The organism is Nocardia sp. NPDC003345 (genome assembly GCF_053589395.1).
This window is the reverse complement of record NZ_JBSFRU010000555.1, coordinates 1-2022: the sequence shown is the minus strand read 5'-3', so window position 1 is coordinate 2022 and position 2022 is coordinate 1. Positions and strand designations below refer to the sequence as shown.

2 protein-coding genes and 1 pseudogene are annotated in these 2022 nt (G+C 71.6%); all 3 read left to right on the top strand.

Features of this window, described 5'->3' with window-relative positions; all coding sequences use genetic code 11:
- Window positions 1–528, top strand: a pseudogene (locus ACWDU1_RS31940) (ATP-dependent zinc metalloprotease FtsH); the annotation flags it as partial.
- Between the two features lie 76 nt (window positions 529–604).
- Window positions 605–1276 (top strand): GTP cyclohydrolase I FolE, encoded by a 672-nt coding sequence (gene folE / locus ACWDU1_RS31935; RefSeq protein ID WP_450004146.1) that lies wholly within the window; start codon window positions 605–607, stop codon window positions 1274–1276.
- A gap of 92 nt (window positions 1277–1368) precedes the next feature.
- The coding region (gene folP, locus ACWDU1_RS31930) for a dihydropteroate synthase (protein WP_450004147.1) at window positions 1369–2022 on the top strand (654 nt) is incomplete at its 3' end.

Sequence of the window (2022 nt, the reverse complement as noted above, 5' to 3'; positions counted from 1 at the left end):
TTCGGCGACCGTGTCCCTTCGGACAAGCCGCCGGTGAAGACGCCGGGTGAGCTGGCCAGGGAGCGGGGCGAGCCGTGGCCGCCGGAGCCGGTGGTACCAGCGGGCGCCCCGCGCGACCCCGCCCCGGCGAAGAGCCTGCCCCAGCCCGCCGGCTACCCGGGCGGCGCCGCGCAGCCCGGATACGGGCAGCAGCCCACCGGCTATCCGGCGCCGCAGCAGCCCGCCCCGGCCTATCCGCGCGGCGGCACCCACGGGTCCCGCCCGGATTACGGCGCTCCCGCGGGCTGGTCGGCCCCCGGCTGGCCGCCGCGTGACGAACCGCAGGCGCCGCCCGCCGAGCGCGACTACGGTTCGCCCGGTCAGCAGCAGTGGCACGGCCGGCATCCCGACCAGCACACCGGCGGGCACGGCGGCGAGGGCCCCGGTGCGTCCCAGAACGGTGGTCACGGCGAATCGGGCTACGGCCAGGGCGAGGACCCCGGACGTGGCGGTGCGCACTCATGGGACGGCCCGAACGGCCGGCAGTAGATCGGCGCCGATTAGGCTCGGACGGAATCGGCGCGCGGTGTGCCTTGCCGTGCCCGAGATGTGGAGGTGTCCTCGAATGTCGGCCAATCAGCAAACCAACGGCCATACCGCCGCTATCCCCGCGGAACTGGGCGAAACCGGCGGTCCCGCACCCGAGCTCATCGCCCTGCACACCGGTAGACCGTTCGATCAGGCCCGGGCCGAAGCGGCGGTCCGGGAACTGCTGCTCGCGGTGGGTGAGAATCCCGACCGGCCGGGCCTGCTGGACACCCCCGCCCGGGTCGCCCGCGCCTACCGGGAGATGTTCGCCGGACTCTACGTCGAACCGGATTCGGTATTGAACACCACGTTCGACGAAGAGCACCAGGAATTGGTGCTGGTTCGCGATATCCCGATGTATTCCACCTGCGAACATCATCTGGTGTCGTTCCACGGTGTCGCCCATGTCGGCTACATCCCCGGCCCGCACGGCCGGGTGACCGGTCTGTCGAAACTCGCCCGCCTGGTGGACCTGTACGCCAAACGGCCGCAGGTCCAGGAGCGGCTGACCAGCCAGATCGCCGACGCGGTGATGCGGAAACTGGATCCGCGCGGCGCGATCGTCGTGGTGGAGGCCGAGCATCTGTGCATGGCGATGCGCGGTATCCGCAAACCCGGCGCCAGTACCACCACCTCGGCGGTGCGCGGTCTGTTGCAGACCAACTCGGCCTCCCGTTCGGAGGCCCTCGACCTGATCCTGCGCAAGTGACCCCGCAGCGACCGGCCGTAGCCGTACCCACACTCTCCGGGGTCGCGCCCCGGCCGGGAGTTCGGCCGCGGCTCGGCCGCTCGTGTGTGGTGATGGGCGTGGTGAACGTCACGAGCGATTCGTTCTCCGACGGCGGTCGCTATCTGGATCCGGAGCGCGCCATCGAGCACGGCGTCCGGCTCTACGAGACCGGCGCCGACATCATCGATGTGGGCGGGGAATCCACCCGGCCCGGCGCGGTGCGGGTCGCCGCGGAGACCGAGATCGAACGAGTGGTCCCGGTGATCACCGGGCTCACCGCCGCCGGGGTCCCCACCAGCGTCGATACGATGCGCGCCGCCGTCGCGGACGCGGCCGTCGCGGCGGGGGTCGCGGTGGTCAACGATGTCTCCGGCGGTCGCGCCGATCCGGCCATGGCCGAGGTGGTCGCCGCCGCGGATATCCCGTGGATCCTGATGCACTGGCGGGCCGCCGCCGACTACCGGCACACCGGGGCCGCCGATCACTACGACGATGTGGTCGCCGAGGTCAGGGGTGAGCTCGGCGCACAGGTGCAGTACGCGATCGACGCGGGTGTGGATCCCGCACGGCTGATCCTGGACCCGGGCCTGGGTTTCGCGAAGTCCGCCGATCACAACTGGGCGTTGCTGGCCGCCCTGGACCGGTTCGTCGCCGACGGTTTTCCGGTGCTGGTCGGCGCCTCCCGTAAACGCTTCCTGGGCTCGCTGCTGGCCGATTCCGAGAAC

Coding starts and splice junctions, on each gene's coding strand:
- folE (WP_450004146.1), top strand. CDS start 605: ATGTCGGCCAATCAGCAAACCAACGGCCATACCGCCGCTATCCCCGCG.